This is a genomic window from Brevundimonas sp. (assembly GCF_032107865.1).
GTDB lineage: Bacteria > Pseudomonadota > Alphaproteobacteria > Caulobacterales > Caulobacteraceae > Brevundimonas.
Genome location: NZ_DAMCNG010000319.1, coordinates 1 through 2,114, shown reverse-complemented (window position 1 = coordinate 2,114; position 2,114 = coordinate 1). Strand labels below are relative to the sequence as shown.

At 68.8% G+C, this 2,114-nt stretch carries 2 protein-coding genes and 1 pseudogene; 2 read left to right on the top strand and 1 reads right to left on the bottom strand.

Translation table 11 applies throughout. The features are described 5' to 3' along the window. Positions 1–213 precede the first annotated feature (213 nt). Positions 214–1,428 (bottom strand): deoxyguanosinetriphosphate triphosphohydrolase, encoded by a 1,215-nt coding sequence (locus RT567_RS16170; protein ID WP_409516190.1) that lies wholly within the window; start codon positions 1,426–1,428, stop codon positions 214–216. An 81-nt stretch (positions 1,429–1,509) separates the two neighbouring features. Here RT567_RS16170 and RT567_RS16165 point away from each other — a divergent pair, with 81 nt between their 5' ends. Then, positions 1,510–1,857 (top strand): HesB/IscA family protein, encoded by a 348-nt coding sequence (locus RT567_RS16165; RefSeq protein ID WP_409516189.1) that lies wholly within the window; start codon positions 1,510–1,512, stop codon positions 1,855–1,857. Between the two features lie 52 nt (positions 1,858–1,909). After that, positions 1,910–2,114 (top strand): annotated as a pseudogene (locus RT567_RS16160) (hypothetical protein); the annotation flags it as partial.

Here is a 2,114-nt window from a genome sequence, read left to right as displayed (position 1 = left end):
GGCCGGCGCCCGGCGCGGGTCATAGCCGCCGCGCGTGAAGGGCAGGTCGTCGTCGGTCGGCGGCGTATAGGCGCCCCGGTCGCGGCCGGCGTTGGAGTTGCCTCGGTGATCGTCGTCGTAGGACATTGGGTCGCGCCTTGATGGTCGTGGGACACGCGCGCGAATCGGCGCGCGTCGGCGCTCAGTCTAACGCGCCGTGAAGCCCTTCTCGAATCACAGATCGAGGGCGAGGTCGAGGCTGAACAGCTTGCGATGCACCTCGATAGCGTAACGATCTGTCATACCGGCGATGTAGTCGCACACCGCCCGCGCCCGCGCATACGGATCATCGGTCAGGGCCGAGGCCTGCCATTCGGGCGGCATCACCTCCGGCTCCGCCATGAACAGCTGGAACAACTGGGCCAGCACCCGGCGCGCCTGACTGCGGGTGCGGTTGACGCGGTAGTGGCGATACATCCGCTCGAACAGGAAGCGGCGCAGCACCGCCAGCTCCGCCATCATCCCGCTTGAGAACTGCACCAGCGTCTCCGGCGCGTTGCGAACGTCCTCGACCGTCTCGATCCGGTGTTTGGCCAGACGGGCCTCCGTCTCGGCCAGAACGTCGTCGACCATGACGCCGATCATGCGACGCACAGCCTCCAGCCGCAGCATCCGCTCGTCGATATCGGGCCAGTCGGCGCGCGCGCTGGCGATACAGCGCCCGATCAGCGGCACGTCGGCCAGATCGGACAGGCTGAACAGCCCCGCCTGCACCCCGTCGTCCACGTCGTGGTTGTTATAGGCGATGTCGTCGGCGATGGCCGCGCACTGGGCCTCCAGCGAGGCGAAGGTGCCAAGGCGCAGGTCCCAGTCGGCCGCCCCGCCCGGCGCATAGGCGGCGACCGCCTTCCACGCCGGGTCCGACAGCAGATGCGCCACCGGGCCGTTGTGCTTGACCACGCCCTCGACCGTCTCCCAGCTCAGGTTCAGGCCGGTGAAGCCGGGATAGCGGGTTTCCAGCTCGGTGACGACGCGGAAGCTCTGGACGTTGTGATCAAAGCCGCCGAACGCCTTCATCTGTTCGTGCAGTTCGTCCTCGCCCGCGTGGCTGAACGGCGGGTGGCCCAGGTCGTGGGCCAGGGCGACCGTCTCGGCCAGATCGTCGTCCAGCCGCAGGGCGTGGGCCAGCGAGCGGGCGATCTGCGCCACCTCAAGGCTGTGCGTCAGCCGGGTGCGGTAATGGTCGCCCTCATGCGCCACGAAGACCTGCGTCTTCTCTTTCAGACGACGGAAGGCGGTGGCGTGGATGATGCGGTCGCGGTCGCGGGCGAAGGCGGTGCGGGTGCGGCTGGCGGGCTCGAAAACATGGCGGCCGCGGCTGGCGGCGGGGTTTTCGGCGTAAGGGGCGCGGGGCAAGCTCAAGGCGGCAGCACTTCGTGATGGCGACAGGCCTTTGCGAACGCCTGTCGGCCCCTCATATAGAGGGCCGTGAGCACCGTCCAATCCACAGAATCAGCCCGCGACCTGTCGCTGTCGGTCGCAACCCGGTCGCCCGAGGGCATCACCCTGGCTGAAAGCGGCGCGCGCCGTCTGGCCAAGCTGGGCGAAGCCGAGGGCAAGCCGGTGCTGCTGCGCGTCGCCGTCGACGGCGGCGGCTGTTCGGGCTTCCAGTATCGCTTCGAACTGGTCGACGGCCCCGAAGCGGATGACCTGGTGGTGCGCCGCGACGGTCAGGCCGTGGTGATCGATCCCGTCTCCATCCCCTTCCTCAAGGATTCCGAGGTCGCCTTCGTGGACGAGTTGGCGGGCGCCCAGTTCGTGATCCGCAATCCCAACGCCTCCTCCAGCTGCGGCTGCGGCGTCAGCTTCGCGATCTGAACCGCGAACGGCCTCGCTTGGCGGCGAGGCGTAACACCCCATCTGTATAGGCATGACGCGCCTGTTCGCACTGACCCTGTTGTTCTGCGCCGCGCCCTTGACGGCGAGCGCCCAGACTTGGCCCGGCTGGCCCGGCCCGCCCCCAGCGGGTTACGATCCCCACATCGCCCGCGCCGAGCAGCATGCCCAGGCCATGGAGCGCCTGCGCCTTCAGGCCGACCAGCGCGAGGCCGAGGCCGCCCGCATGAGGCTTCAGA